Origin of the sequence: Salegentibacter salinarum (assembly GCF_900168115.1) — a bacterium.
GTDB classification, from domain to species: Bacteria; Bacteroidota; Bacteroidia; order Flavobacteriales; family Flavobacteriaceae; genus Salegentibacter; species Salegentibacter salinarum.
Genome location: NZ_FUZC01000002.1, coordinates 59,698 through 85,804, shown reverse-complemented (window position 1 = coordinate 85,804; position 26,107 = coordinate 59,698). Strand labels below are relative to the sequence as shown.

Below are 26,107 nucleotides of genomic sequence, written 5' to 3'. Positions count from 1 at the left end.
AATTTGCTATACTTTAACTAAAACAAATATGAGGCTGAGAATTCCGTTAAAAACCCGTAAAAAAGCAGGTGGATTTAACGATTTTCTAATTTTTTATTATTGAAAATTGATGAGTTTGAAATGAGAAGGAAGTAATGCTTTAATAAAATTTAAGATCATTTTACTCTACTCTTATTTATGGCGGCGAAATCCACTACCTGGGAGAGCACTATATGGGTTTTTGTCTCCCCGTATGTAATAAGTTTATCAATAAATTCTTCCAGATGAACCTGGTCTCGAAGAACCACTTCCATAATTATATTTTCGTTTCCGGTAATGCGATAACAATTATTTACTTCTTTAAATTCTTTTACTTTTTCTAAAAATGGTTTTAGCCTCCCCATAAAAGCCCTAAGCGTAATAATCGCTTTCAATTGGTAACCTGCTTTATGATAAGAAATCTGTGTTTTGTAGCCTTTTATTATCCCGGCATCTTCCATTTTCTTGACCCTTTCTGCCACGGCCGGCGAGCTTAAGCCAACTTCCCGACCAATTTCTGCAAAAGAGTATCGGGCGTTTTCCTGCAATCTCAGTAAGATTGCCCAGTTAAGTTCATCTACTTGCATATTTAAGTTTTAACATTAAATTACCTTTAAATTAAAGGTAAAATCTATATTTGAGATTAACATACAAAGATAAGCTATTTAATTTCTCTTTAATTTTATGCTGAAATTAAAATAAAAATGTCGCAGGCTTTTCCAAATAACACTTATCAAATGCCGATTTACCGGAAAGCGCTGGAAATCTTTAAACTTTCCAGGGCCATGGCGGTGCATTTCACCCAGGATAAGCACGTTGTTGAAATGGGATTTTCGGCCTGTCCAAAAGACCGGTATGCCGGAGACCTGGTATCTGAATCACTTCAGCTTGCTCCCGGGATAGCTTCAGTAGCCACGGCAAAAAGTTCAGGCTCGCGTTTAGAACGAATTAGAAATATTAAAAAAGCGAGTAAAAGTCTAAAATTACTCTGTAAAAACCTCGAATTTTCAGGAGCTAAAGAACATGAATTTCTAAATTTACTTAAGAAGGAAATTCATATTTTCGACAAGATGATTACCGATTGGATTCAGCAAATTAGAAAAGTATAATCTTCAGTTTTAAAGAATTAAAAGAAGGCGATTTTAATTCCTTCAATTAGCATATTGGTTCCAATAATTGCAATTATTAGCCCCATAATCTTCTCGATTACAATAATCTTATTTTGCCCAATAAACCGCACCAAATAATCACTGGAAATAAATGCCAGGTGATTTAAAACCATAATTAATCCAAACATAGCCACAATAATAGCCATATCTATATAACTGGCCGTTGTAGTGTAATTCATTGCAGTTACAATAGTTCCCGGCCCGGCCAGAATTGGAATTGCCAGTGGAGAAATTGAGATCCCTTCGTTAAAGTCAATTTCGGTCTGGTTATCTATACTGGACTGTTGCGCTCTAATCATTTCAAAACCTACAAAAAACACAAGGATTCCACCGGTAATTTTAAAGGCCGGAATTGTTAGGCCGAATAGTTGAAATATGTATTTTCCCAACAGTATAAATCCTGTAACAATTACAAAAGCCGTGAAGGTCGCTTTTTTAGAAATAAAACGCTTTCTTTTCCCGTCGGCCTGTTTGGTAAGGCTCAGAAATATAGGAATATTCCCCACGGGATTGTTAATCGCGAAAAATGCGGTAAACGCACCTATGGCATATAACCAGATATTTTCCATAGATTTATATTTTTGGCACTTACGAAGTTACAGGTTAAATTTTAGAAGCTGCAAAACTAATCTGAATTTTAGCCCTGCCCAATAAAAAAGATAAAATTTTTTAAGCATTATGGAACTTGATAAATACAGAGAGCTCCCGCTTTATCAAAAAGCTGAAGAAATTCTAAATATGGTACACCGGATTATTGAATTAATACCGAAAGAAAATGAAATGCTAAAGAGTACCGGCGATTTTATGATGGCCGATGCTTTAAAACTACCCTCTAAAATTGCCGGGGCCGAAGGAGCCGATCTTTATGATATCCGGATGGAAAATGCCACGATAATTCGGAAAAGTGAACGGGATATTTTTGTGTCCTGCAATCATTTTTTTGCTGAAGATTTTAAAGAAACTGAATACCTGGATCTTTTAAGGGATACCATTGAAGAATTCAGGGTACTTTTTGCCGAATGGGTAAAAACTTTGACAAGTGGAATTACATCATAGATCGTTGGGGATTGTTCAATCCGCCCGGGATTGATTACGACGATAAAGATACAGATGATGATATTCCATTTGATAATCCTTTAGGAGAAGACGAACTGAATAATTTAGGAAAAGTTGGGTTTGCTTTTTATATTTTACTGATTAACAAAAATCCCGATGAGACTTCGTCATCAGGAGTAAGGGAACCTGTTAACATTAGTTTGCTTAAAAAAACATGTATCTCAAGAAGATCCCAATATCGCTGTGCTCATCGCGATAAGCGATTCGCACACTTTCCAAAGCAAAAAGCTTTGAAAAGTGGCTCCCTGCTTACATATTCCTCCTATACTGCCCACCTACCTCAAACATCGCTTTGGTTATTTGGCCAAGAGAACAAACTTTGGTAGCTTCCATTAGTTCCTTGAAAATATTTTCATTTTTGATGGAAGCTTCTCTGATTTTCTCTAAAGCTTCTTCAGCTGAATCTTCTTTGGCTTTGTGAAGCGTATTCAGAGTCTTAAGCTGATGTTGTTTTTCCTCTTCTGTTGCCCTTATTACTTCGCCCGGTGTAACCGTCGGCGAACCTGTTGAACTTAAAAAGGTATTTACACCAATAATCGGGTAATCACCATTATGTTTCAAGGTTTCGTAATGCAGACTTTCCTCTTGAATTTTCCCACGTTGGTACATAGTTTCCATGGCGCCAAGAACGCCGCCTCTTTCTGTGATACGGTCAAACTCGGTTAACACGGCTTCTTCCACAAGGTCGGTTAACTCTTCAATAATGAAAGAGCCCTGGATTGGATTCTCATTTTTCGCAAGTCCCAGCTCTTTATTGATGATTAACTGGATTGCCATTGCCCTTCTTACCGAAGCCTCAGTAGGTGTTGTAATTGCTTCATCATAAGCATTAGTGTGTAGGGAATTACAGTTGTCATAAATTGCATACAACGCCTGAAGCGTAGTTCTAATGTCATTAAAATCTATTTCCTGGGCGTGTAAAGATCTTCCGGAAGTCTGGATATGGTATTTCAACATTTGCGCTCTCGGGTTTGCACCGTATTTATATTTCAGTGCCTTTGACCAAATTTTTCTGGCTACTCTTCCTATTACGGCGTATTCTGGGTCAATTCCGTTAGAAAAGAAAAACGAAAGATTAGGACCAAATTTATTGATATCCATTCCCCGGCTTAAATAATATTCCACGTAAGTGAAACCATTAGCCAGCGTAAAGGCTAACTGAGTTATAGCATTTGCACCGGCTTCAGCAATATGATATCCTGAAATTGAAACCGAATAAAAATTTCTTACTTTTTCTTTAATAAAATATTCCTGAACATCACCCATTAAACGCAATGCGAATTCCGTAGAAAAAATACAGGTATTTTGCGCCTGGTCTTCCTTTAAAATATCAGCCTGCACTGTTCCACGAACAACGCTAATGGTTTGATCTTTTATTTCTTTATAAACCTCTGCAGGTAACACCTGGTCTCCGGTAAGGCCTAAAAGCATCAATCCGAGTCCGTTATTACCTTCTGGTTGATCACCACGATAAACCGGACGATCTAACCCGTTGTCATCATAGAGTTCTTTATATTTTGCTTCAACCTTATTTTCCAGTCCGTTTTTCTTGATGTATTTCTCACATTGCTGATCTATGGCGGCATTCATAAAGAACCCCAGCAACATAGGCGCAGGGCCATTAATGGTCATACTTACCGAGGTCATCGCATCTGCCAGATCAAACCCAGAATAGAGTTTTTTAGCATCATCCAAACAGCAAATAGAAACCCCAGAATTACCAATCTTCCCGTAAATATCGGGACGTTCATCTGGATCGTTTCCGTAAAGGGTAACCGAATCGAACGCGGTGGAAAGCCTTTTTGCAGGCAAGCCCATACTTACATAATGAAAACGGCGATTAGTGCGCTCCGGTCCACCTTCCCCGGCAAACATCCTCGTAGGATCTTCACCCTGGCGTTTAAATGGATAAAGCCCTGCAGTATATGGAAATTCTCCCGGAACATTTTCCTGGAGACACCATTTTAAAATATCTCCCCAGGCTTTATATTTAGGTAATGAAACCTTTGGAATTTGAGAATGTGAAAGCGATTCGGTATACGTATCTATCTTGATCTCTTTATCCCGAACTTTAAACGAATAAACCGGCTCTACATATCTGGTAACTTTTTCCTGCCAGCTCTGTATCACTTCCCAGTTATAAGGATCAAGATCCATTTTTACACGATCAAATTCTGCAAAAAGTAACTTTAAAAAATCCTTTCGAGAATCTTCTGTAAAGTCGTTAATCTCATCCTGGTTAACGCCGTGTTTTTCTAAATATTGGGATTGATTATTAGTCATATCTAAACCTGAAACCGACTCAATAGTTTTAAAAACCCCGTAGAGTTTTTGAGCTACTTCAGCCTGGGTTGCAGCTTTTTCATCATAACTTCTGTTATTTTCCGCAATTTCTGAAAGATAACGTGTTCGTTTCGGCGGAATTACGAAGATTTTCTCGCTCATTTCCGCAGAAATCTCAAAAGTGGAATTTAAATCAGCTTTAGTTTTATCGGCAATAGTATCCATAATTTGACGGTACAGGGTGTTCATCCCAGGATCGTTAAACTGAGAGGCGATAGTTCCAAAAACCGGTAATTTATCAGGATCTTCATGCCATAACTGGTGATTACGCTGATATTGTTTCTTTACATCACGCAAGGCATCCTGTGCCCCGCGTTTATCGAATTTATTTATAGCCACCAAATCTGCGAAATCCAGCATATCGATTTTCTCCAACTGAGTTGCTGCGCCAAATTCAGGCGTCATTACATATAGTGCAACATCAGAATGGTCCATAATTTCAGTATCACTCTGGCCAATTCCCGATGTTTCCAGAATAATCAAATCGAATTCAGCTGCTTTTAAAATCTCCACGGCCTCTGCCACGTGTTTGGAAAGTGCAAGATTAGACTGGCGCGTAGCCAGGGAACGCATATAAACGTGTTCATTGTTTATAGCATTCATTCTAATTCTGTCTCCCAGTAAAGCGCCGCCGGTTTTTCTTTTAGAAGGATCTACCGAAATAATTCCAATATTTTTTTCAGAAAAATCGGTTAAGAATCGGCGGACTAATTCATCTACTAAACTGGATTTTCCGGAACCACCGGTTCCTGTAATTCCCAGAACCGGAATTTTACTATTTTCGGTTTCTCTTCTTATTGGTTCAAAATGTTTCAGAAAAGAATCATGTTTATTTTCAGCAAGCGAAATAAGCCTTGAGATGGTATTTACATTTTTATCTTTTAAATCATCCGCAACAGATTTTTCTTGAACTAAATCGCGAGTTTCAGTATCCACCCGCTTCACCATATCGTTAATCATTCCCTGGAGTCCCATTTCACGACCATCGTCCGGAGCGTAAATTCGGGTAATCCCGTAATCCATCAATTCTTTGATTTCCTCTGGAAGAATTACTCCGCCACCACCGCCAAAAATAGCAATATGGCCTGCATTTTTCTCCTGAAGCAAATCGTACATATACTTAAAATATTCGGTGTGACCGCCCTGATAGGAAGTCATTGCGATTGCCTGCGCATCTTCCTGGATAGCGCAATTCACCACCTCATCTACACTACGATCGTGGCCAAGGTGAATTACTTCAACTCCTGTAGATTGGATGATTCGGCGCATAATGTTTATAGCCGCATCGTGCCCGTCAAAAAGCGAAGCTGCGGTAACGATTCTTATTTTATTTTTAGGCGTATATGGTTTTTGTTGTTCCATTTGTAATGATATCGTGTTTTTGGTACTGCAATTTACGAAAATTGTAATTCTCAATAGCCTTCCATGATATTAATATAATTCTAAATTAAGGTCTGATGAAACAGCCCAAAATGCTTAATTTTATTTTTATAAAATCCTGCTATGTCAAAAATTACGCTTCTTATATATTGCCCTGACACTTCAGGAATTATTGCTCACGTCACATCCTTCTTTTATAAAAAGCAGGGCAATATTATTTATATAGATCAGTATGTAGATGTAGAAAATACTGTTTTCTTTATGCGTCTGGAATGCGAGTTTAATGCGGAAACCAATATTAGCGCCACCAAAGATGAATTTAAGGAAACTGTAGCTGAAAAATATAATATGTCCTGGGAAATGTACTCAGCAAATACAACACCCAGAATGGCCGTTTTCGTTTCTAAATACGACCATTGCCTGTATGATATTTTAAGCAGGTATAAATCAAACGAACTAAAGGTGATTATACCTTTAATTATTAGCAATCATAAAGACCTTGAGCAAGTAGCACAAAATTTTGGAATTCCGTTTCATCATATCCCCGTAACGGCCCAGACTAAAGAAAAAGCTGCTGAATTCCAGCTTGAATTGCTTCAAAAAGAAAAAGTAGATTTTATTGTCCTGGCCAGGTATATGCAGATAATTCCAAAGTCTTTAATAACAGCTTTTCCCAATCGAATCATTAATATTCATCACTCATTCCTACCTGCATTTGCCGGAGCTAAACCATACCATCTGGCCTACAAGCGAGGTGTAAAAATAATTGGAGCTACCAGTCATTACGTAACTGAAGAGCTAGATGGAGGCCCCATAATTGAACAGGATATTACCCGAATTTCACATAGCCATTCAATTAAAGACCTTATTTTTAAAGGAAGAGACCTGGAAAAAATTGTCTTAGCCAAAGGAGTAAAATATCATATTGAAAGAAAAACATTAGTTTTCAATAACAAAACTATAGTTTTTACTTAACAGCTGTTTTCCCGTCCAAGTGGTTTCTGCGCAAAAATGGTACATTTGTAAAAAATCATTCTATGAAAAAGATTACCCTTATTTTAAGCATATTTATTTTCTCTTCCTGTGCAGAACTACAAACTATCGCAGAAAATTATCCGCAAACCGGTGTTAGTAATACCGAAATAGCTACAGGTTTGCGCCAGGCTTTAGATATGGGAATTGAGAAACAAGTAACAAAACTAACTGAAGAAAACGGTTTTTACAGTAATGAATTAGTAAGAATTACTTTACCTGCAGAACTGCAAAAGGTCGATAAAACCCTTCGTGATGTTGGCCTGGACGCTTTGGCAGATCAAGGCTTAAAGGTATTAAATCGTGCTGCGGAAGAAGCAGTAAAAGAAGCTACTCCAATTTTTGTAAATGCTGTTCGGGAAATCACATTCAACGATGCAAGAAATATTTTATTAGGTCAGGATAATGCAGCTACAATGTATCTTACCGGAAAAACCGAAGAGCCACTTTATAGTAAATTTAATCCGGTTGTGACCAGTTCATTGGAAAAAGTGGGCGCTACAGAGGTTTGGACCAATATTATTAATCGTTATAACAGCTTACCACTAACCAACAATGTTAACCCAGACCTTGCAGATTATGTAACTCAGGAAGCGCTTCAAGGAGTTTACACTATGATAGCTGTGGAAGAAAAAGAAATCAGGGAAAAGACTTCTGCCAGAACTACAAATCTTTTAAAACGTGTATTTGCCTTGCAAGACAACCAATATTAAAAGGCTTTCTCTAATTTTTTAACATTTAAAGCCCGGAAAAAAGGTTTTTTACATGAACATTAACGCCGACTTAGCAATCCTTTGCGGTCCGGGCTCCTATCTTTGTATCAAAGACGAAAACAGACTTATGTTCAAAATCTTTGAAACAAAATCTACAGAAGAATGCCTGTGTGATAAGTATACTCACCTTATGCACAAAGCTTACAAGTTGGCGCTTACCGATAAAGAGGAAAGTGACCGACTAAATGCTCGTGCAAAATCTATTCTTAGAGAACTTAGAAGAATGAAATATGATAAAATAGATTATTAGCTTCTAAGCTTTTTAAAATAATCTATTGCTCCTGCCAGCCTGGACCCGTACCAGCTAAAGTATTCCCCATCTACAAGTTGAATTTCAATATTTAATTCTGAAAAATATTCTTTATGCTTTTCCTTGAATGGATATGGTTCTGAAGAAAGCAATAATAAATCAGGATTTTTGGCTTTTAATTCTTCAAAAGAAGTTTCGGGATAGCGAGACTCTTTGAATACATTTTCAAACTTATTCAACTTTAAAAGTTCGTCTATAAAAGTGTCTTTTCCCGCCACCATTAAAGGCTTTTTCCAGATAAAATATGCTACTTTTTTTTTCGGTTTATCTTTGATTTGTTCCTGGAACAAGGCTATTTTTTTCTCTACAGAAGACACTATGGTTTCTGCCAAAGCTTCTTTGTCAAAGATATCTCCATATTGAAGCATTAATTCAAAAGCATCTTCAAGTTTCACAATATCTGACACGTGAACTGGAGCAATTTCTTCCAACTCCTCCACCATTTCTTTCGTATTTTCTTCTTTATTGCAGAGAATAATATCAGGCTCAAGAACTTTGATTTTTTCAATTTTCACCTGCTTTGTACCACCCACAATAGTTTTGATTTTCCGAAGATATTTGGGATGAACGCAGAACTTAGTAACGCCAACGAGATTTTCTTCCAGTCCTAAATCTATAAGCAACTCGGTTTGGCTGGGTACTAATGAGATTATTCGTTTTGGAACGTCGGGAAGGTTAATTTTTCTTTGCAGTTGATCCTTAACTTCCATTGTGAATATTTAAAGTTGTTTCAACTCATCGGCCATTTGTTGCTGAAGAACTTCAGCTTTGGCACCCGCTATTTCTGCAAAATTTGAAGATTCTGAAGCGTAAATAATCTTTCGGGAAGAATTCACTAAAAGCCCAACATTTTTGGTCATTCCGTATTTACAAACATCTTCCAGTTTTCCGCCCTGGGCACCAACACCCGGAACTAACAGGAAGTTTTCGGGAATTATTTCTCTAATTTCCTTTAAAAATTCGGCTTTAGTAGCCCCAACTACATACATCAAATTCTCAGAATTCTTCCAGGTTTTCGATGTTTTGAGGACCTTTTTATAAAGTTCTTCGCCGTCAATTTGCTGAGTCTGAAAATCGAAAGCACCTTCATTAGATGTTAGCGCTAATAAAATTGCCTGCCGGTTATCAAATTCAAGAAAAGGCTCTACCGAATCCTTACCCATATAAGGCGCCACAGTTACCGAATCAAATCCAAGATCTTTAAGGAAGGTTTTGGCGTACATTCTTGACGTATTCCCAATGTCACCCCGTTTTGCATCTGCAATGGTATAAATTTCAGGATACTCGTGGTGAAGGTAATTTATTGTTTTTTCTAAAGCCTGCCAGCCTTCCACACCGTTAGCTTCGTAAAAAGCGATATTAGGTTTATAGGCCACGCAGAATTTGTGGGTAGCGTCTATAATCGCTTTGTTAAATTCAAAAATAGGATCGTCTTCTGATAATAAATAAGTGGGAATTCTGTCTATATCCACATCCAGTCCTACAGATAAAAAAGACTTTTTCTTTAAAATTTGTTCGGTTAATTCTTTAGTGGACATAGTTTAGATTTATAATTTATATGATTCAAAATAAAAAGAAAATTCCGCTTTCGCGGAAAGTAATTCTTAAAATAAAGCTTCGGGATAATTTCAAAATAGACCTCCGCATGCAGGGAGGTGACTATTTCTAAAATATATCTGAATTCTCTTTAAGCTTTTCGGTATTTTCTACAAGTCTAAGCTCGTCTAGAATTTTTTGAATATCCCCATTTATAATATTTGAAAGATCATAAAGTGTAAGATTTATACGGTGATCTGTAACCCTTCCCTGGGAATAATTATAGGTTCTAATTTTGGCACTACGGTCACCGCTGGAAACCATAGAGTTTCTCTTAGCAGCATCGGCTTCTTGCTTTTTAGCCAGTTCCATCTCGTACAAACGCGAACGTAAAACCCTAAAAGCTTTTTCCTTGTTTTTATGCTGCGATTTTTGATCCTGACACTGGGCTACCAATCCGGTCGGTTCGTGGGTTAAACGTACCGCAGAATAGGTAGTGTTAACCGATTGCCCACCTGGACCGGAAGAACAGAAATAATCTATTCTTACTTCTTTTGGGTCTATTTCTACATCAAATTCTTCAGCTTCAGGAAGTACCATTACCGTAGCTGCAGAAGTATGCACCCGGCCCTGGGTTTCGGTTTGCGGTACACGTTGTACACGATGCACACCGGCTTCAAACTTCATTGTTCCGTAGACATCTTCACCGGTAATTTCAAAAATCATCTCTTTAAATCCGCCGCTGGTACCTTCACTATAATCTACAATATTGTGTTTCCAGCCTTTGCTTTCAACATATTTGGTATACATTCTATAAAGATCGCCCGCAAAAATACTGGCCTCGTCCCCACCGGTACCCGCTCTAATTTCCATCACTACGTTTTTAGCGTCGTCTGGATCTTTAGGCACCAACATCATCCTGATCTTTTCTTCCAGCTTTGGCACTTCTTTTTCGGCTTCTTCCAACTGCATCTTGGCCATTTCGGTCATTTCTGCGTCGCTTCCGTCGGAAATAATTTCCTTTGCTTCTTCGATATTGTTTGTGAGCTCCAAATATTTTTCGCGCACATCCATTAAAGCCTTAAGATCTTTATACTCTTTATTTAATTCTATATATCGTTTTTGATCTGAAATCACATCGGGCTGAATAATTAGATCATTCACCTCATCAAAACGCTGCTTTACTATATTAAGCTTCTCAATCATATAATCACACTGATTTTAGAAAAGCAAATTTACGATAAATTGATTGAATTACAGGATTGAAAAAAGAATTGTAAATTGAAACGATCTAGCGAGATTCATGATAAGCAAAACCAGGGCCATATTTTATTTTTATAGGCAATTTATTCTGCCTTCGGTTTTATTGAATTTCTTATTCCTGCTTTTCGGAAATCCGGTAGTCTTAATCGTTGTATTCAAACTTTTCCTAGCCTGTTTAGGGTTTTATTTATACAAAACCTCTTATAAAGATCACCTTTATTTTTATCAAAACCTTTCTCTTAGCAGTGCTAAACTCTTTGTTTATAGTTTTATGATTGACTTTCTTTTCATCCTACTTTCCACCGGAATTTATTCTGTTTTATTATGATTTTTGAAATTGATAATATTGAACTCTATTTTGCCGAAAAGCAAATTCTAAACGGTGTTTACCTGAAGACCGAAACAGGAAAAATTACCGGAATACTTGGTGCAAATGGCTGCGGAAAAAGCAGTTTACTCAATATTTTCTTCGGAAGCTTACAACCTAGGCACAAATTGATTAGAATTAATAAGAAGCCTTACCTGAAGCCACTTTTTAAATACGGAATCGTAACCTATTTGCCGCAACAAAACTTTATCCCGCCCAAGATGAATCTAAAAAGTGCGTTTCAACTTTTCAAAATAAATCTGAAGGAGTTTCTATATGATTTCCCTGAATTTAAGGCTGGGAAAAACAATAGAATGCGAGAGCTGTCAGGCGGGCAACGACGGCTTATTGAAATTTATATCTGCCTAAACAGCAATGCCAAGCTTATACTTTTAGATGAACCATTTTCGCATCTATCGCCCTTGTATGTCGAGAAAATTAAGAAATTACTTCAAAAATTAAAGAAAGAAAAAGCCATAATTATTACCGACCATATGTACCGGCATATTTTGGAATCCAGCGATGAGATTTATCTTTTAAAAAACGGCAGCACACAGCTTATAAAAGAAGAAAAAGCACTTGAAGATTATCAATATTTAAGAGCCGGTACAATTTAGATTTTCAAAAAACAGAATTAAATTTCACGATTTCCAAGATTATGCATAGAAGTTTCTAATGGATTGATCCAGAAAAGAAGTATTAATCCTAAGCTAAAAATATGCAGAAATCTATCGGGGTAATAAAATATGGATATATCTAAATAAAACGCAATAAAAAAATTAATGTCAGAAAGCGCCATAAAAAGTGTAGCCAGTAAAAGGTATAAGCTTGCCTTGCTGCTATACCTGTTATTACAAGTAATTGCAACTCCAACCAACACCATGGTTAGAATAGTAAATCCTAAATAGGCCGGGACAAAATAATCATACAAATGAGCTTCCGGCACCATGTAAAAAAGTTCCCACAATAAATAAATGTTTATAGCTATAATAGCAATTCCTACCAACAATTCTGATAACCTAAATTTTACCCCATGTATCTTGGGATAGACAATCGAGATTAATAGGAAAAAGGTAAGCGACCTGGTAATGAATGTCAAAAAATTAAAAAATTGGTTTTCATAAAAGAGTACCGATATATCGCACATCCAAAAAGCTAGCAGTACATATTGTATTCGGGAATTAAGCGCTTGAAAAGACAAACTCCATATAACGAAATAGGTAGAAGCTGCCAACCTTAACCACCTACTGGCTTCTTCGGTGAAAAAATACAAACTAAGTAGATTGAGTATCACCCAAAAAACAGTTGAGGCAAATACAAATTTGGAGTTATATATATTTAACTTATTCGCCAATAGAGTACATTTTTAAAGGAAATTAGGGAGACCTTAAAAATTTAGCTTATAGTTCTGCGCAATCTATACTTTTTTTAAACACTGATATAAGTTTTTGAAAATAAGCAAAAAAGAAATTTTTAATAGGAAAACTCCCCAAATTCACTCTTAATCGTTAGTTTCTTTTCTTCTGAACCTTCTACCTTACCAATAATTTGAGCCTCTACATTAAAGGATTTGGAAATAGCGATTATCTCTTCAGCAATTTCAGGGTTTACATAAAGCTCCATGCGGTGTCCCATATTAAAAACCTGGTACATTTCTTTCCAGTCGGTTTTGCTTTCCTGCTGAATTAGCTTAAAAAGGGGTGGTGCCTCAAACATATTGTCTTTAATAATATGCAGATTATCTATGAAATGAAGAATCTTTGTTTGTGCCCCGCCACTGCAATGCACCATTCCATTAATCTCATTATTGCTGAATTTAGAAAGGATTTCCTTAATAATTGGTGCATAAGTTCGGGTTGGAGAAAGCACTAATTTTCCTGCATCTAAAGGTGAATTTTCAACCGAATCAGTTAAAGATTTTGTTCCTGAATAGATCAACTCTTCAGGAATATCATTATCAAAACTTTCGGGATATTTTTCAGCTAAATCATTAGAAAACACATCGTGGCGCGCAGAAGTAAGTCCATTACTGCCCATTCCGCCGTTGTATTCTTTTTCGTAAGAAGCTTGGCCGGAGGAAGACAAACCAACAATCACATTTCCGGGTTTAATATTGGCATTATCAATAACTTTTGCTTTTTCCATTCTGGCGGTTACAGTAGAATCTACAATAATCGTACGGACCAAATCGCCAACATCTGCAGTTTCACCGCCGGTAGAATGAATTTCTACTCCAAATTCTTTTAATTCGGCAATCAGTTCTTCAGTACCATTGATTATTGCTGAAATTACATCACCCGGAATTTTATTTTTATTCCGGCCAATGGTTGAAGAAAGCATGATGTTATCTACAGCGCCCACACAAAGCAAGTCATCTATATTCATAATAAGTGCATCTTGGGCAATGCCTTTCCAAACCGAAAGATCTCCTGTTTCTTTCCAATACATATAAGCCAGGGAAGATTTGGTGCCTGCACCATCGGCGTGCATAATTAAGCAATGATTTGCATCACCGGTAAGATAATCGGGCACAATTTTGCAAAATGCTTTTGGAAATAAACCTTTATCTACATTTTTAATCGCATTGTGAACATCTTCCTTTCCTGCTGAAACGCCGCGCTGAGCATATCTTTTACTAACTTCCTGACTCATAATTGTGTTGTTGAAGCCCCAAAGATAAACAGATTAGATTAGTCACTGAAGTATTATAAAAATAAAAAAAGCGATAGCAAAAAATCCGCTACCGCTTTCCTTTACAAAATATAATTTTTTATTCCCAATCGGGCATAGAGGCATCCTCATACAATAAGGCCCTATTTTCTTCAGTGGTACCAGGATTAATTTCGGTAGAATAAATATTATTCTGGGAAATTCCATCGTTAGAAGTATTTACAAAAATAACCTCAGCTTCATTCGGGGAAAACCTGGGATCCAGATCATTTGTTCCATCTGGTTTATTGTCGCTAACATTCATGGTCTCCTGAGTGTTTATATTATAGACAAATAATTGCGAGTTAAGTTGCCGGTAATCTTCACTTTCAAAACCTGAAACATCTCTGGCATATAAAACTTTATTATTATCAACCGATAGGTTTATACCTCCAAGTGCTCCTTGAATATTTGAAATAATTGTATTTGTCCTCTGCCCTTCGTTATTTATTAGATAAATAGATGCATTATATCCATCAGCATCGTTTACTGAAAGCGCCATTCTGGAATTATCATTACTTACATCAACTTCAGTTATAAATTTACCATCGGGTTCACTATAAATTTGTGTAGTTCCATCTCCGGTAGCATTAACTCTATAAAGTTTATCGAAATTTGGATACACAAGACTGGCGCCATCATTAGCCCACGAGAAATCTACCTTGTCCAGTTTAAAACCATTAACAGGAATGTTGCTGGTAATTTGACGCTCTCCAGATCCATCTAAATTCATTGTAAAAAGATGTGTTTGGCTTCCAATGGTTCTTAGAAAAGCAATTTTATCCGTTCTGTGATTTTTTCTTGGTCTAAAACTATTGTGATTGGCTGAAGTCAACTGATATTCATTTTCGTTAAGATCACGTGAAAAAATTACATTATTCCCATTTATCTTTTTGACATAAGCAATCCTGCTCTTTGGAAATTCCAGGGTACTAAAAGTATTCACTTCACTAAGAACATCTTCATTTATACTATCACTTACGCGTACCTGCCAAAAGTACTTATAACCATAATTCAGGTTGTCTACGGTATAAGTTGTATCAGAAATATTGGAATAGGTTTGAACATCATTATTGCGATCGTTCCTAATTTCTAATTGATAATTTAAGTCATCCCCGTCAACATCTTCTGAAGTCCAGGTAAAAGTAACATCCCTGGAAAGTCCTTCGGTATTATTTTCAGGAGAAACTAATTCAGGCGCTTTTGGTGCCAGGTTATCTGCCGTTTCAGGTTTCATTTCAAAAACAACATTTACTTCTCCGTCTGCAGTAATTTCAACGCCCTGAAATTGGGTTAATAAACTATCTTTTCTTGCTTGAACAGAATATTCCTGGGCGGGAATATTCTTTAGTATGAATTCTCCATTCTCATCAGTAAAAACAGTAGAAGTAGCCGGGTTTGTAGAAATTCTGGCATTTTGCACTGGTTCAAAATTCCCTTCAGTAACAACGGTTCCAGTTATGGTACCCACCTGAACGTTATCTATCGTTTCTTCGCTACAACTTGAAACCAGGATCGCTAAAAAAAGCGTGTATATAAATTTTATGCTTTTCATAATTTTAATTATTGTTATTAGATTTTCCTAAATAGAAATTTACACCTATCCCGAAATTGAAGTAATGATCATCGCGGGTTCCATTTATAGTGTAATCCAACTCGTCGCTAAGTGTTATATTGTGGGTGGCAAAACCTTTTAAGCCCAGATTATCCGTTATTAGATATTCCATTCCAAGACCGTATTGTAATTTAAAGAAATTGCTTTTCGCGTCTGAAATTTCGATTTCTGACAGCCTGCTTAGAACGCCTGCACCGGCCTGTACAAAAGGAGTTAACTTGTCGTTAGGCAAAACGGTGTAGTTCAGCCCTGCACCCAGGCTTCCAAAAGTTTCTGTAAAGGCCGCTCCCCCATTGAGCTCAAACACACTTCCACTTAATTGAAGAGCTAACCCGCGGTAAATATGGTTCTTATAATCAATGGTAAGTTGAGGAGCGAGATAATTTTTAGAAAAATCTGCACTTAAAAGGGATGCCCCTAAGCTTACTCCCAATGCACTATTATATTTCCTTTCAATATATTTTCTATTATACAATCCTGTTAGTTCTTCTTCCTCTTTATCTAAACTATAATCATTAACTAACTGACTGGCAATAGTGTCTCCTCCTTTTGGAGTCCAGATTTTATCCTCAATACCTTCGACGACCAGGCCTTCAACGGCTTTTTCGATAGCTTCTTTTACAGCAATTTGTACCGGTTCATTCCGGGTAAAACCTGTTTCGGCCTCTAATAATCGCTGAAAACTTACATATTTAAATAAACTTGCATCCAGAGCCTGAGAAAGAATAGTTTTAGAGATATAAACATTTTTTAGGATCTTTCCACTAGACGTAGAAATGGCTCTTAAATAAATGGTAACCCTATCCTGCCTGTACTGAGTGGAAGCACCAACACCAAGATATCTGGCACCTAAACCACCCGTCATAATATTGGTGTCATAAGAAACAATACCACCTTCTAATAATATTCCCGCATATAACAACGGTGGTAGCTGTGGTTCGCTACTATTACCGCCTTGATATTCCTGGCGTGTAGATCTTATTATATTTCGCTCGTTTAAAAGGTTACCGATATTCTCCCTTTCAATTGCTGTAAACCATCCGGAATCTTCCAGGGCCTTAACTAAAATTGAAGTCGCGCCCTGGGTTACTGCTGTACTAAAAGTACTTCCAACCTCAGAAGGCTTATACTGCCCCGTTAAATCCCTAAAATTGTAAACACCTACAACAACTTTTTCTTCTGGCTCTGGTAAACTTCTTAAACGCTTTGTTGTCTCTGATATTTCTCCTGTGCGCGGTGCTTCAAAATCAACTGGCTGACTTAAATAAGAACCGCAAGAAGTTAGTATTGATGCAATTGCAACAATAATTGTAAAATTATAAAAACGCATATTTTATTAATTAGGAATTACTACCTGGGTTTGCTCGCCGGTTTCTGTATCGAGAATATTTATAACCAAACCTTCGTTTGATGGATAAATATCTACTGCCAGGCTTCCAAAAGAATACGTTCCTTCTTCCAGTGCACCCTGACCAAATTGGTCGGTAAACAATCTCCTTGTAACCTGTCCTAATAATTGTGAATTTAAACTGGAAGTAAACCTTTCCAATTCCGATTCTTGCTGCCTTCCTAAAGAAGCATCGGGATCCTCAAAGCTATTTTGAGCTTCGGCTGAACTTAACAACCATTGGTAATTGTAAGGATTGCCGCCAAAAGCAGGATTTGTTGGTTGATACACCAGGTCCTGTGCGCTGGATGCATAAAAACATCCGAAAATACATAAAAGTGTAAAGGTTAGTTTCATTTATAATAGTTTGGGTTAATATTGCATTATTTGTTGTTTCTGTTTTCGTAGGTCCTGAAAGTAACGGTTTACCCTCTGCAGGGCATTTTCTGCCATTTCTTCCAGGTAGTCTAATTTTGGACGGGAAAAGAACTGGAAGATTATTTGATTTTCAATTTTAACCATGATCCTGGTAGTTCTTCCAAAACTTATCATTTCGTCAATTTCTATAATTTTATTTTCGGGATTTTGACTTAACTGATATTTCTGATAGAAAAAATCATAAAAATCCTTCCCCGGTTTTGTTTTAGTAGTTTCGGTTACTAAACCGTATAGCTGAATGCCCTCATTCTCTTTTTTGTAGGACAGTTTTTCATTTTTCGCTGCTCGTGAAACGGAGGATGCTTCATAAACTTTTCTTGCAGTACCAACCAATTCATCATCCTCGTCATAAATAAGCAATAAAATTATGGTTTGCATCTGCGGATCTATAAAAACCGAGGTAGTGGATAACTCCGTGGTTTCGTATGATCCAAGAGTGAAAAACCCAGATTGTGAATTTTTCGAAGAATTATTGGAAAATTCTGGATTAGAAGTGATGACTGAAAGTTCGTAGCGCAACCCATAACTAACATCGGTTTTATTCTGTGCAATTCCGGTAACTTCAAGGATATCATCTTTGTTATCATTGGTATTTATAATAGCTTCTACCCTGGAATTAAAATTTTGACTGAATAAAATAGTGGGTATGCATAAGCACATTACAAAAACAAAAATTTTCATTAATTCTTAGGTTAATTAAAATTTCTAACTATAATGCTTCTGGATTCCCCGGTCATATTAAACTGAAGCTTGTCGCCTATACTATTGGATCCAAATCGCTCAAAATGTAGGTTGTCCCCCGTTTGATTCAGTTCCATGGAAGCACCGGTATCTGAGTTATACATTTGATCAAAAAAGTTATTATTATTACCATTTTGATTAATAGTGCTTTGGTAATCTTCTACATTAACGTCTACACCTATATGATTAAAGTTACCCTCCTGGGTATAAGAAACAGCAGTATTATTAGCACTAATATTAGCGGTAACATTATTTCCCTCCCCTACCTGCCTGATAAAAACATTATTTTCATTTAATGATTTAGCCGCACTGGCACTTTCGGGCTTCATATTTTCTGAAAGCATTTGCATTTCCCACAAAGAAGTACTTGGAATATTCTCAATTTGAGAAAAAACGCCAAGCGTACAAAAGAAAAATATGATATTTAATATTGTTATTTTCATTTTCATTATAAAAATATTAAAAAAAGGCGGCATGTTTACCATACCGCCTTTAATATTTATAATTTAGTTGGCAGTCATCCCATTATATTGGGTAACTACAGAAGAGTTTTGACCTCCAGTTTGGAAAACATCACTCTCGTGGCTGTTTCCATACTGTGAAACCACTGAGTCATGTCCCCAACCGTTTTGTTCTACAGTACTGAAATGATCCATACCAGATTGTAATACTAATGATTCTTCACTAGCCCCTTTTTGAAGATCGTAAGCTTCGTTTCCATTTCCATACTGCAATTGTACAGCCATGTGGTTATTCCCTTGTTGCTCTATTTCTGCATGGTTATCTTCACCAAGTTGAAATTGTACAGCTGTAGAATTATTGGTGCCATTACCATACTGAGAAGCCTGGTAAATAAACGCTCCGTTATTATCTCCTACCTGAACCTGGTAACCTTCATTAGAACCTCCGGCTCCAAAATGGTTTTGGTTTAGCTGACCGAAATTACCAGAACCTGACTGAAATTGTACTGCAAGGTTATCTCCCTGGTTTTGTACTACAACTCCCTGGTTGGCCGTACCATCCTGAACTTGCATTGAAGTGTTATCCCAACCTCTTTGGAAAGTATTGGCTCTGTTATCATCCCCAGACTGGTCCTGAATAGCAGAATGACCTTCTCCTGCCTGGTCTATCCTTGCGTCGTTTATTTCTCCTGCCTGAGTAGCGATTGCATCATTTGAAGTTCCTACCTGAAGGACTACTGCCTCATTGGCCAATCCTTCCTGATCTATGTCTGAAGAATTGCTTGTACCCGATTGATTGGTAACAGCCTCGTTATCCATTCCTACCTGAGTTACAATTGCAGCGTTAAGATCTCCATCCTGATCTACGTCACTTTCATTTGACTGAGCAAACATAGCAGCACTGAAAGTTAGTGCACCTAAACATAAAATTACTTTTTTCATAAGATATTAATTAATTATAGTTAAAAATTTTTGATATTTGATATTATAGTCCTCCAACCATTTGTGGTTGATAACTAGCTGGAACACTTATAGCTCCTGGAGAACTTTGAGTTACAGTAGTTTGATTATTACTCCCCAGCTGGTTGATATTGCTTATATGCATATCACCTACCTGAGTAGTACTTGCATCATTGAAGAAACCATTCTGGGTATGCATTGCAAGATTATCATTTCCACTCTGGGTTAATATAGAGAAATTCAAGCCTGCTCCAGGCCCTGTTTGAACAGTGTGAGCTATGTTATCGTTACCAACTTGTTCCTGGAAAGAAATGTTCCCACTGAAATATTGCTGGGTATTGGCATCGTTCCCATCACCTTCCTGGTATTGTCTGGAAAAGTTATTATCATTACCCTGGTATGCAGTCACTACGTTATCGTCCCCAAGTTGTGCCTGAATAGCTCTCTGAGTATCTCCTCTTTGAGTAATCTCAGCATAGTTATCCTCGCCGTACTGCTCTTGTTGAGCAACACTATTTTGTGCACTTTGCCATCCGCTAAGAGCTTCTCCCTGTCTAATAATGGCAGTATTATCCGTTCCTAAATCCACAAGAGGGTTTCCCTGAAATTGAAAAGCAGAATTACCATCACCCCACTGACGGATATCTCCTGAATTTCCAGACCCGATTTGTTCAACTAAGGCACTATTAAGATCACCTTCCTGAAGCACAACCGAGGAATTTAACGCTCCCTCTTGATAAACACTTGCGTCATTAAGACCACCAATTTGATCAATGTCGATAACATTATTTGGCTCGATAGTACCCGCATCACCAATTTGTACTGTCAATACGTTATTGAAAATACCAGTTTGATCTACGTTAGCAAGGTTTGAAGAACCTTCCTGATAAACATCGGAAGTGTTTATATCTCCAGTTTGATTTATAAATGCGATGTTATCATCATCAATTTGGGTAAGAAAAGACCAGTTATCTGTACCAGTCTGATTCACTGTCGCCTCGTGATTGGCAGTTTCATCACTGTCACCACCTTCCTGGGTGATCTCCGATAGATTGATTGATCCAACTTGGTTAACAATTGCCGAGTTGGCATTTCCGTTTTGATCTACATCGCTGTCATTGTTTTGAGCGAATGTAACAGCGCCGCATAAAATAGCTGCCGTTCCTAAAATTACTTTTTTCATTTTGTAAAGAATTAATAGATTAATAAATAAAATAAATGGTTTGCACACATAGCTTAAATGTGCTGGATAATCGTTGTAAGTAATTGTTGGGACAGCGGTTGGGAAGAAGTAGGGTTATCCCTTAACGCTTAGCTAAACTATATAATTTTCAAGGAGCATTGTAAAGTTTTCGACGGAACGCCTGAAAAATCGTTATTATGGTATTTTTAACAGAATATACCTGTAGTCTTATAAATTTTAGAATGAAAAATCACAATATTTGTAGGAAAAAACTTATATTTTTTATCCATTCTATTTCCAAGATTTTGATCCCAACGGCCATCTTTTAGGCATATACGACCATGCAAAATAGTTTATAAATATGGTGTTTACCAGGTTAGGTGATTTTCCGAACATTATGTTCTAAAAGAATAAGCAGGCACAGATACGAGCAATGCCTGCTTATTTATTTGAAACAAAATTGCTCAATTACAGTCCTAAACCAGATTGCGTTACCGTTGCTGTATTATAAGCACCTGTTTGGTTTACGTTAGAAGAATGAAAAGCTCCAAATTGTTCAGTGGTAGCTTCATTCCTTAATCCATTTTGCATATGGGTTACGTTGTTCATCTCTCCTATTTGTAAAGTTACAGATACGTTTCTACTTCTATCTCCATTTATAGGCATAAGAGCATGTCTTTGATCTACTGAAGATTGGTTACCATAACCAACTTGAGTCTGATAGGAATCGTTATGCTGTTCTGTTTGAGTCACATATGATTCGTTACCATCACCAGTTTGAGTTTGCCATGCTTCCTGGTTATTCTTCATTTGGTTAGAAACCGCAATGTTATCATTCCCAAGCTGCGTCTGAACTACAGCATGAATCCCTCTTCCACTTTGACCTGGAACACCCCCGGTTTGAGTAGCTTCAGCCTCGTTATTGGCACCTATCTGAAGCTGAAATACATCACTTCCTTTAGCTTCCTGCATAGATGTTGCCAGGTTCTCTGTTCCGAATTGTTTTTGAATAGTAGTATTATTATTTCCTAACTGGGTTACGAAGGCACGGTTGTTAGGTTCAGTTGCCCCGGCATCTCCCATCTGGAAAACCAAAGCATTGTTCCCGTTTCCATCTTGCCAAACTTCCGTAAGGTTAGACGAACCATACTGATAAGTATCAGATTCATTATTATTTCCAATTTGATCGATACGAGCAATCTGATCATCGCCGGCTTGAAGAACGTAAGAGTCATTATCTATTCCGTACTGATCTACATAAGCCTCATGATTTGAGTTTTCGTCTGGATCACCATCTGTTTGAATTACTGATGATGTATTCGATATCCCTTCCTGGCCTACCTCAGCATTGTTAGCATGACCATCCTGATCTACATCGTTTCTATTAGAAGTTCCCGTTTGATTAACAACTGCCCCGTGATTAGTACCGTTTTGATTTACATCGCTATCGTTGTTCTGAGCGAATGTTACAGCACCACATAATAAAGCTGCTGTTCCTAAAATTACTTTTTTCATTTTAATGAATTAAAAAATTAATAAATAAAGATTTCCCACACATTTTTAGAATGTGCTCGTGTTAATTGCAAAAAAACTTTGGGGCAGCGATTGGGAAGAAGTAGGGTTTTCCCTTATCACATTGCTAAACTATATTAATTTTAAGGACGTTTAAGGAATTTTCGACAGAACACCCGGAAAATCGTTATTCAGATGCCTTTTCCTCAGTAAATCTATTTAAACAAAATTTTACAGTTGCAAAGGCTGCAACTTTGTAGGAAAACACTTATATATAATAGCGTAAAACAAGTTTTGCTTCTTTTTAAGCTCAAAAATCCTACGGAATTGAAAAAAAGATGGCTTTTATAACAACAATTCTGTATCAGACCAAAAAGAAAATAGACATTAAGATCATCAATGCCTACTTTTGAACTAATATAATATCTTCGTTTTATGCTAGTAAGTACCCACTTAAGATTGAAAAACTGAACCATTGATTTACTGTAGCAGTGTTTCCTGATCCGTTTTGCATGATCGTGCTTGAATGGTCATTGCCAAATTGATTTACAGTAGCCTTATTTCCATTACCTAATTGGTCCACCATACTCCAATGGCGGCTTCCTTCTTGTGTTACACTTGAGATATTTTCATTTCCTGTTTGGATAACCTCGGATACGTTATCGTTACCAAACTGCTGAAAATGTTTTTGAATCATTGTCATCACCGGTTTGCACGACGGAAGACCTATTATTTTCACCCCACTGTTTTATAAAACTTCTGTTATCGTCTCCTATTTGCTCAACATTGGAAGTGTGGTCGTTATAAGGACCTACATTTAACTTTACTCCCTGAACTACCTGGCTATAGTTTCTATCACCTACCTGTGTTAGGCTTAAAGAAATCTCCATCGCCATACTGACTTAAATCAGATCCATTTCCGTTTCCAGTTTGAGTAACAACTTCAGTATTGCTAATAACTCCAAAGTTCTGTCAGCTGTTTGCTGATCAGTTTCGGTTCTGTTATTATTTCCCACCTGGCTAATCGTAGAAGAATTCCCATCTGTACTACCGCCATCAGCGTTTTGATAAAGATCAATAGTATTTCTATTTCCGTCCTGGCTTACATCAGCAATTATAATCGTTATGCTGTTCTATATCAGAATCATTATAATCTCCAACCTGCTCTACAACAGCCGAATTATATTCTGCATTAGAGGCACCCTGCAAAACATCAGAGTTATTTTGATTTCCCCCATATTGATCTACATCTATCGCGTTTTCAAATCCTTTTGTTTCCACTGTCGAAATATGAGAATACCCAACCTGATCAACCTGGGCAGCGTTATTATCTCCTTTTTGTCCAACTGTACTTCCATTGCTTTGGGCAAAACTAATTGCTCCAATCATTAGCGCTGCTGCGCCTAGAATAACTTTTTTCATTCTAAAAAATTTAATAAATTAATAAATAAGACTCCAACACAATCATTAATGTGCTTAGTAAAACTTGTAAATTATTTTTGGGGCAGCTTACGGGAAGAAGTAGGGTTTTCCTTTCTTGCACGTCGTAATTATAAAAAATACAGGGGAGCCTTACAATGTATTCGACAGATCACGCTTAAAATCGATATCCTGATTTTTTTGATCGAATACGTGTATTATCCCATACAAAAAGGCAAAAACCAGAGGGTTTTTAGGAAACGCTTATTCTGTATGAATTAGAATTGAAAAGTGATTGAATCCCTGGCCACTACTTTATCCTTATCCATTATATGAAGATGGATTTCTGCCCGATTGCCTGGGTTTTGAGAAATGGAAGTTCTGGAGAGTATTTTGGTGTCAGAAGAAGGAAGTAAGAAACTTCCTGACTGGTTGTTTTGGGAAGAATTGCTATGCTGCTCACCACCGGTAACTACCGAGAGTTTATAACGTAATTGATAATCTTCAGAAGTATTATTTATGGCCTCTCCTGAAATATTTAGGAACCTGTCTTTGTTATCCAGCTTTATTTTCGCTTCAATATTTTGCTCCTTGTGATCCTGACTAAAAGAAGTACTAACACAAAAAAACATTAAGAAGATTGTTGGAATACTTAAATAATCTTTCATTGAAAACTTCATATAATTACAGATTTATTGTCCCGGTTTGGATAAATCTCAAACTATGACAAATGGAATTAGCGCCGTATCTTTCAAAATAGAGATTATTACCACCCTGTATGACATTAGCGGTAATATCCGGACTGGGGTTCCCGTAAAATCAAAGGCATTGTTATTACCCCCTTCCTGGATAACTGGCCCTTCCAGGTTTCTGGCATCCCCCATGTATTAAATATAATTTTCAGTACCAAATTGAAATAATTCAGATTACTATTCTCCGATAATTAACCGCATTTACAGAATTTACATCTCTATTTGTCCTATACAAATTTGAGTATCGCCCTGTACTTCTTTTTTATTTCCAGGGATCTTAAATATTGAAAGTGGGGTCTGAAAGGCAATAACATTTCCAAATTCCCTGTTTTCAATAATTGTTCGCTCTTCCACTGGACTTATTAATTTTTGAGCACATACATCAAAACTTAGGATTAAAAAAACATCAACATTACTGAAGTTTTCATATGCTTGTTTTAATAGATAAAGGCATTGAAAATAACAATCACTACTGTGTTACCATCGAAGAGTTTCCATTTCCTGTTTGACTAACCGTATTTGCATTACTATTTCCCATTTGACTAACAATACTAGCGTTACTCATACCGTCCTGGATTACTGTGGAATGATTTTCGCCACCGGTTTGGTAAACATTACTATCATTCCCAGACCCTAGTTGGCCTACGTCTGAATAATGATCCCAACCATTTTGAAGCGTCTCACTTACATTATAATCCCCGTCCTGCAGCACTTGAGATTCCTGGGAGGCACCTTTTTGAAAATCATCTACCCGGTTGCCGTTACCAAATTGTTCCTGAACAACTAAATGACCACTTCCTTCCTGCCTTACAAGGGCTTCATTATAATCCCCAATTTGTGTCTGGAAAGATTCATTGTAATAACTACCTAAGCCCAACCTGCCTTGAGGATATTGCCCCGCCTGAATTACACGGGTAGTATTGAAGTCACCCCACTGGTAAATTTCAGCATGATTTTCAGTACCGCCGGTGGGATTAATGGTTGCTTGTTGTACTTCCGATTCATTAACTACACCACGTTGATAAACATCTGCAAAATTTAAGGTATTATCCTGGTAAACTATAGAATTATTAGCCTTTCCACTCTGGTATACATAAGTCTCATTGTTGGGTTCAATCTCCCCTGCGTCGCCCGATTGATTTATAACAGAGGTATGTAGACTCCCTACCTGATCTATATAAGAAAAATTGGAAGACCCATTTTGGTATATATCACTATTACTTCTTCTCCCTCTTTGAGAAACCTCTGCAATATTATCATCATCTAATTGCTCCACCATGGAAACGTGATCATAACCTGTTTGCGTCACAGTAGCCAAGTTGTTTTCATTCTCCCCCTCCCTACCGTCAAATTGTTTCACAGTAGACTCATTCCTATGGCTGGATTGTGTAATGATCGCTTTGTTAGAGTAGGCTTCATCCCCATCTATACCCTGGATAACCGTTGAGACATTTTGGATACCCGAGTGAACTACAGAAGCGTCGTTGTTATTACCTACCTGGCTTACAGAACTGTTGTTTTGAGCAAACCCAAGGGAACCAATTAATAGTGTCCCCAAACAAAAAATCACTTTTTTCATAATTGAAAAATTTATTATTAACTACTGATATCTTCTTACTAAGA

29 protein-coding genes are annotated in these 26,107 nt (G+C 37.1%); 7 read left to right on the top strand and 22 right to left on the bottom strand.

Translation table 11 applies throughout. From position 1 onward, the window contains the following. Positions 1 to 155: 155 nt before the first annotated feature. Positions 156 to 605, bottom strand: coding sequence for an Lrp/AsnC family transcriptional regulator (locus tag B5X53_RS03235; RefSeq protein WP_079711808.1), 450 nt, complete (start codon positions 603 to 605; stop codon positions 156 to 158). A 117-nt stretch (positions 606 to 722) separates the two neighbouring features. Here B5X53_RS03235 and B5X53_RS03230 point away from each other — a divergent pair, with 117 nt between their 5' ends. Beyond that, positions 723 to 1,127 (top strand): hypothetical protein, encoded by a 405-nt coding sequence (locus B5X53_RS03230; RefSeq protein ID WP_079711807.1) that lies wholly within the window; start codon positions 723 to 725, stop codon positions 1,125 to 1,127. A gap of 17 nt (positions 1,128 to 1,144) precedes the next feature. Here B5X53_RS03230 and B5X53_RS03225 read toward each other — a convergent pair whose 3' ends face one another. Continuing rightward, positions 1,145 to 1,756: a MarC family protein gene (locus B5X53_RS03225; RefSeq protein WP_079711806.1), complete on the bottom strand. Its 612-nt coding sequence runs from the start codon at positions 1,754 to 1,756 to the stop codon at positions 1,145 to 1,147. A 109-nt stretch (positions 1,757 to 1,865) separates the two neighbouring features. Between B5X53_RS03225 and B5X53_RS03220 the strand changes: the two genes are divergently transcribed. Both B5X53_RS03220 and B5X53_RS19110 read left to right on the top strand, forming a co-directional pair. Continuing rightward, positions 1,866 to 2,243 carry a hypothetical protein gene (locus tag B5X53_RS03220; protein ID WP_198550749.1) on the top strand — a complete coding sequence of 126 codons (378 nt, stop codon included), beginning with the start codon at positions 1,866 to 1,868 and terminating at the stop codon, positions 2,241 to 2,243. After that, a complete protein-coding gene (locus tag B5X53_RS19110; protein ID WP_198550748.1) occupies positions 2,207 to 2,629 on the top strand; it encodes a hypothetical protein in 423 nt (140 codons plus the stop codon). Before B5X53_RS03220 ends, B5X53_RS19110 begins: the two co-directional genes overlap by 37 nt. Here the strand turns inward: B5X53_RS19110 and B5X53_RS03215 are convergent. Then, positions 2,553 to 6,008, bottom strand: a complete 3,456-nt coding sequence (locus B5X53_RS03215; protein ID WP_079711805.1) for a methylmalonyl-CoA mutase family protein — start codon at positions 6,006 to 6,008, stop codon at positions 2,553 to 2,555. The two genes, B5X53_RS19110 and B5X53_RS03215, sit on opposite strands and share 77 nt — an antisense overlap. 141 nt (positions 6,009 to 6,149) lie before the next feature. On the opposite strand from B5X53_RS03215, the gene purU reads away from it, so the two are divergent. The 3 genes from purU (at position 6,150) to B5X53_RS03200 (ending at position 8,081) form a co-directional block, all read left to right on the top strand. After that, a complete protein-coding gene (gene purU, locus B5X53_RS03210) occupies positions 6,150 to 7,001 on the top strand; it encodes a formyltetrahydrofolate deformylase (RefSeq protein ID WP_079711804.1) in 852 nt (283 codons plus the stop codon). A 62-nt stretch (positions 7,002 to 7,063) separates the two neighbouring features. After that, positions 7,064 to 7,771 (top strand): DUF4197 domain-containing protein, encoded by a 708-nt coding sequence (locus B5X53_RS03205; protein ID WP_079711803.1) that lies wholly within the window; start codon positions 7,064 to 7,066, stop codon positions 7,769 to 7,771. 127 nt (positions 7,772 to 7,898) lie between these two features. After that, positions 7,899 to 8,081, top strand: a complete 183-nt coding sequence (locus B5X53_RS03200) for a Lacal_2735 family protein (protein WP_079712072.1) — start codon at positions 7,899 to 7,901, stop codon at positions 8,079 to 8,081. Here B5X53_RS03200 and B5X53_RS03195 read toward each other — a convergent pair. From B5X53_RS03195 to prfA, 3 genes are all read right to left on the bottom strand, one after another. After that, positions 8,078 to 8,851 carry an ABC transporter substrate-binding protein gene (locus tag B5X53_RS03195; protein ID WP_079711802.1) on the bottom strand — a complete coding sequence of 258 codons (774 nt, stop codon included), beginning with the start codon at positions 8,849 to 8,851 and terminating at the stop codon, positions 8,078 to 8,080. The two genes, B5X53_RS03200 and B5X53_RS03195, sit on opposite strands and share 4 nt — an antisense overlap. A gap of 9 nt (positions 8,852 to 8,860) precedes the next feature. Further along, positions 8,861 to 9,679 (bottom strand): orotidine-5'-phosphate decarboxylase, encoded by an 819-nt coding sequence (pyrF, locus tag B5X53_RS03190; protein ID WP_079711801.1) that lies wholly within the window; start codon positions 9,677 to 9,679, stop codon positions 8,861 to 8,863. 127 nt (positions 9,680 to 9,806) lie between these two features. Further along, positions 9,807 to 10,883, bottom strand: a complete 1,077-nt coding sequence (gene prfA / locus B5X53_RS03185; protein WP_079711800.1) for a peptide chain release factor 1 — start codon at positions 10,881 to 10,883, stop codon at positions 9,807 to 9,809. 381 nt (positions 10,884 to 11,264) lie between these two features. On the opposite strand from prfA, the gene B5X53_RS03175 reads away from it, so the two are divergent. Further along, a complete protein-coding gene (locus B5X53_RS03175; RefSeq protein ID WP_079711798.1) occupies positions 11,265 to 11,924 on the top strand; it encodes an ATP-binding cassette domain-containing protein in 660 nt (219 codons plus the stop codon). Positions 11,925 to 11,941: 17 nt separating this feature from the next. Here B5X53_RS03175 and B5X53_RS18835 read toward each other — a convergent pair whose 3' ends face one another. The 16 genes from B5X53_RS18835 to B5X53_RS03100 all read right to left on the bottom strand — a co-directional run bounded on the left by B5X53_RS18835 (position 11,942) and on the right by B5X53_RS03100 (position 26,063). Next, complete coding sequence (locus B5X53_RS18835) at positions 11,942 to 12,274, bottom strand: hypothetical protein (RefSeq protein WP_143533232.1); 333 nt, start codon at positions 12,272 to 12,274, stop codon at positions 11,942 to 11,944. A 506-nt stretch (positions 12,275 to 12,780) separates the two neighbouring features. Then, a complete protein-coding gene (locus tag B5X53_RS03165; protein ID WP_079711796.1) occupies positions 12,781 to 13,959 on the bottom strand; it encodes an AIR synthase related protein in 1,179 nt (392 codons plus the stop codon). 118 nt (positions 13,960 to 14,077) lie between these two features. Next, the gene (locus B5X53_RS03160) at positions 14,078 to 15,571 is read right to left on the bottom strand and encodes a carboxypeptidase regulatory-like domain-containing protein (RefSeq protein WP_079711795.1); all 1,494 of its coding nucleotides are present in this window, start codon (positions 15,569 to 15,571) and stop codon (positions 14,078 to 14,080) included. 4 nt (positions 15,572 to 15,575) lie between these two features. Then, positions 15,576 to 16,961 (bottom strand): CsgG/HfaB family protein, encoded by a 1,386-nt coding sequence (locus tag B5X53_RS03155; RefSeq protein WP_079711794.1) that lies wholly within the window; start codon positions 16,959 to 16,961, stop codon positions 15,576 to 15,578. 6 nt (positions 16,962 to 16,967) lie between these two features. After that, the gene (locus tag B5X53_RS03150) at positions 16,968 to 17,375 is read right to left on the bottom strand and encodes a curli production assembly/transport component CsgF (RefSeq protein WP_079711793.1); all 408 of its coding nucleotides are present in this window, start codon (positions 17,373 to 17,375) and stop codon (positions 16,968 to 16,970) included. A gap of 15 nt (positions 17,376 to 17,390) precedes the next feature. Continuing rightward, on the bottom strand, positions 17,391 to 18,137 hold the full coding sequence (locus B5X53_RS03145) for a CsgE family curli-type amyloid fiber assembly protein (protein ID WP_079711792.1): 747 nt from the start codon (positions 18,135 to 18,137) through the stop codon (positions 17,391 to 17,393). Between the two features lie 11 nt (positions 18,138 to 18,148). After that, on the bottom strand, positions 18,149 to 18,640 hold the full coding sequence (locus tag B5X53_RS03140) for a hypothetical protein (RefSeq protein WP_143533231.1): 492 nt from the start codon (positions 18,638 to 18,640) through the stop codon (positions 18,149 to 18,151). A 63-nt stretch (positions 18,641 to 18,703) separates the two neighbouring features. After that, positions 18,704 to 19,600, bottom strand: a complete 897-nt coding sequence (locus B5X53_RS03135) for a hypothetical protein (protein ID WP_079711790.1) — start codon at positions 19,598 to 19,600, stop codon at positions 18,704 to 18,706. A 43-nt stretch (positions 19,601 to 19,643) separates the two neighbouring features. After that, entirely contained in the window at positions 19,644 to 20,801 is a 1,158-nt protein-coding gene (locus tag B5X53_RS03130) for a hypothetical protein (RefSeq protein ID WP_079711789.1), read from the bottom strand. 468 nt (positions 20,802 to 21,269) lie between these two features. Beyond that, positions 21,270 to 22,316 (bottom strand): hypothetical protein, encoded by a 1,047-nt coding sequence (locus tag B5X53_RS03125; RefSeq protein ID WP_079711788.1) that lies wholly within the window; start codon positions 22,314 to 22,316, stop codon positions 21,270 to 21,272. Between the two features lie 430 nt (positions 22,317 to 22,746). Continuing rightward, positions 22,747 to 23,010 (bottom strand): hypothetical protein, encoded by a 264-nt coding sequence (locus B5X53_RS03120; protein ID WP_157822093.1) that lies wholly within the window; start codon positions 23,008 to 23,010, stop codon positions 22,747 to 22,749. Next, positions 22,979 to 23,203, bottom strand: a complete 225-nt coding sequence (locus B5X53_RS03115; RefSeq protein ID WP_157822092.1) for a hypothetical protein — start codon at positions 23,201 to 23,203, stop codon at positions 22,979 to 22,981. Before B5X53_RS03115 ends, B5X53_RS03120 begins: the two co-directional genes overlap by 32 nt. 217 nt (positions 23,204 to 23,420) lie before the next feature. Beyond that, entirely contained in the window at positions 23,421 to 23,735 is a 315-nt protein-coding gene (locus B5X53_RS03110) for a hypothetical protein (protein WP_079711785.1), read from the bottom strand. 275 nt (positions 23,736 to 24,010) lie between these two features. Next, positions 24,011 to 24,412, bottom strand: coding sequence for a curli-like amyloid fiber formation chaperone CsgH (csgH, locus tag B5X53_RS03105; RefSeq protein ID WP_101023050.1), 402 nt, complete (start codon positions 24,410 to 24,412; stop codon positions 24,011 to 24,013). Positions 24,413 to 24,694: 282 nt separating this feature from the next. After that, positions 24,695 to 24,838, bottom strand: a complete 144-nt coding sequence (locus B5X53_RS19005; RefSeq protein WP_157822091.1) for a hypothetical protein — start codon at positions 24,836 to 24,838, stop codon at positions 24,695 to 24,697. A gap of 115 nt (positions 24,839 to 24,953) precedes the next feature. Next, positions 24,954 to 26,063 (bottom strand): hypothetical protein, encoded by a 1,110-nt coding sequence (locus B5X53_RS03100; RefSeq protein WP_079711783.1) that lies wholly within the window; start codon positions 26,061 to 26,063, stop codon positions 24,954 to 24,956. Positions 26,064 to 26,107 lie beyond the last annotated feature (44 nt).

What these genes read in the sequence shown, in the direction of transcription:
- purU (WP_079711804.1), top strand. Translation starts at nt 6,150, where the DNA reads ATGTCAAAAATTACGCTTCTTATATATTGCCCTGACACTTCAGGAATT.
- B5X53_RS19110 (WP_198550748.1), top strand. Translation starts at nt 2,207, where the DNA reads ATGGGTAAAAACTTTGACAAGTGGAATTACATCATAGATCGTTGGGGA.
- pyrF (WP_079711801.1), bottom strand. Translation starts at nt 9,679, where the DNA reads ATGTCCACTAAAGAATTAACCGAACAAATTTTAAAGAAAAAGTCTTTT.
- B5X53_RS03120 (WP_157822093.1), bottom strand. Translation starts at nt 23,010, where the DNA reads ATGATTCAAAAACATTTTCAGCAGTTTGGTAACGATAACGTATCCGAG.
- B5X53_RS03160 (WP_079711795.1), bottom strand. Translation starts at nt 15,571, where the DNA reads ATGAAAAGCATAAAATTTATATACACGCTTTTTTTAGCGATCCTGGTT.
- B5X53_RS03100 (WP_079711783.1), bottom strand. Translation starts at nt 26,063, where the DNA reads ATGAAAAAAGTGATTTTTTGTTTGGGGACACTATTAATTGGTTCCCTT.
- B5X53_RS03125 (WP_079711788.1), bottom strand. Translation starts at nt 22,316, where the DNA reads ATGAAAAAAGTAATTTTAGGAACAGCAGCTTTATTATGTGGTGCTGTA.
- B5X53_RS03205 (WP_079711803.1), top strand. Translation starts at nt 7,064, where the DNA reads ATGAAAAAGATTACCCTTATTTTAAGCATATTTATTTTCTCTTCCTGT.
- B5X53_RS03155 (WP_079711794.1), bottom strand. Translation starts at nt 16,961, where the DNA reads ATGCGTTTTTATAATTTTACAATTATTGTTGCAATTGCATCAATACTA.
- B5X53_RS03145 (WP_079711792.1), bottom strand. Translation starts at nt 18,137, where the DNA reads ATGAAAATTTTTGTTTTTGTAATGTGCTTATGCATACCCACTATTTTA.
- B5X53_RS03175 (WP_079711798.1), top strand. Translation starts at nt 11,265, where the DNA reads ATGATTTTTGAAATTGATAATATTGAACTCTATTTTGCCGAAAAGCAA.
- B5X53_RS03220 (WP_198550749.1), top strand. Translation starts at nt 1,866, where the DNA reads ATGGAACTTGATAAATACAGAGAGCTCCCGCTTTATCAAAAAGCTGAA.
- B5X53_RS03150 (WP_079711793.1), bottom strand. Translation starts at nt 17,375, where the DNA reads ATGAAACTAACCTTTACACTTTTATGTATTTTCGGATGTTTTTATGCA.
- B5X53_RS03200 (WP_079712072.1), top strand. Translation starts at nt 7,899, where the DNA reads ATGTTCAAAATCTTTGAAACAAAATCTACAGAAGAATGCCTGTGTGAT.
- B5X53_RS03130 (WP_079711789.1), bottom strand. Translation starts at nt 20,801, where the DNA reads ATGAAAAAAGTAATTTTAGGAACGGCAGCTATTTTATGCGGCGCTGTT.
- prfA (WP_079711800.1), bottom strand. Translation starts at nt 10,883, where the DNA reads ATGATTGAGAAGCTTAATATAGTAAAGCAGCGTTTTGATGAGGTGAAT.
- csgH (WP_101023050.1), bottom strand. Translation starts at nt 24,412, where the DNA reads ATGAAGTTTTCAATGAAAGATTATTTAAGTATTCCAACAATCTTCTTA.
- B5X53_RS03195 (WP_079711802.1), bottom strand. Translation starts at nt 8,851, where the DNA reads ATGGAAGTTAAGGATCAACTGCAAAGAAAAATTAACCTTCCCGACGTT.
- B5X53_RS03235 (WP_079711808.1), bottom strand. Translation starts at nt 605, where the DNA reads ATGCAAGTAGATGAACTTAACTGGGCAATCTTACTGAGATTGCAGGAA.
- B5X53_RS03140 (WP_143533231.1), bottom strand. Translation starts at nt 18,640, where the DNA reads ATGAAAATAACAATATTAAATATCATATTTTTCTTTTGTACGCTTGGC.
- B5X53_RS03215 (WP_079711805.1), bottom strand. Translation starts at nt 6,008, where the DNA reads ATGGAACAACAAAAACCATATACGCCTAAAAATAAAATAAGAATCGTT.
- B5X53_RS03110 (WP_079711785.1), bottom strand. Translation starts at nt 23,735, where the DNA reads ATGAAAAAAGTTATTCTAGGCGCAGCAGCGCTAATGATTGGAGCAATT.
- B5X53_RS03135 (WP_079711790.1), bottom strand. Translation starts at nt 19,600, where the DNA reads ATGAAAAAAGTAATTTTATGTTTAGGTGCACTAACTTTCAGTGCTGCT.
- B5X53_RS03115 (WP_157822092.1), bottom strand. Translation starts at nt 23,203, where the DNA reads ATGGAGATTTCTTTAAGCCTAACACAGGTAGGTGATAGAAACTATAGC.
- B5X53_RS03165 (WP_079711796.1), bottom strand. Translation starts at nt 13,959, where the DNA reads ATGAGTCAGGAAGTTAGTAAAAGATATGCTCAGCGCGGCGTTTCAGCA.
- B5X53_RS03230 (WP_079711807.1), top strand. Translation starts at nt 723, where the DNA reads ATGTCGCAGGCTTTTCCAAATAACACTTATCAAATGCCGATTTACCGG.
- B5X53_RS03225 (WP_079711806.1), bottom strand. Translation starts at nt 1,756, where the DNA reads ATGGAAAATATCTGGTTATATGCCATAGGTGCGTTTACCGCATTTTTC.